This is a genomic window from Pseudomonas sp. AM4(2022) (assembly GCF_036346515.1).
Taxonomy (GTDB): Bacteria; Pseudomonadota; Gammaproteobacteria; order Pseudomonadales; family Pseudomonadaceae; genus Aquipseudomonas; species Aquipseudomonas paracarnis.
The window spans coordinates 1-346 of the sequence record NZ_JAOTNW010000082.1 but is presented as its reverse complement, the minus strand read 5'-3'; the positions used below and the strand labels follow the sequence as shown (position 1 = coordinate 346).

The window sequence follows — 346 nt, the reverse complement described above, 5'->3', positions numbered from 1 at the left end:
GGCATTTCAAATCCTACGATGCCAAGGGCCGGCTGACCGTCGAACAGGATCCGCTGGGCGCGGTAACGGCCTATCAGTACGACGACGCCGGACGCTTGGTGGCGTTGTTTCCCGGGGATGATGAGCCGACTTCCTACGAACATGACAACGGTTTTGTTCGGGTTATAAGGCGTGGGGAGACGGTCTGGAAATACGAGCGTAATGAGCAAGGCGATGTTACGCGCAGGATCGATCCTGACGGCGAGGTTACCGATTACAGCTACAACAAACACGGGCAACTGACCGGGGTTTGGTACCCGGATCATAGTTGCCATCGGCTGGTGTGGAATGAGCGGGGGCAGTTGCT

1 protein-coding gene is annotated in these 346 nt (G+C 57.2%); it reads left to right on the top strand.

The genetic code is table 11. The features are described from left to right. The coding region (locus ODQ19_RS28075; RefSeq protein WP_330211846.1) for an RHS repeat domain-containing protein at nt 1-346 on the top strand (346 nt) is incomplete at both ends.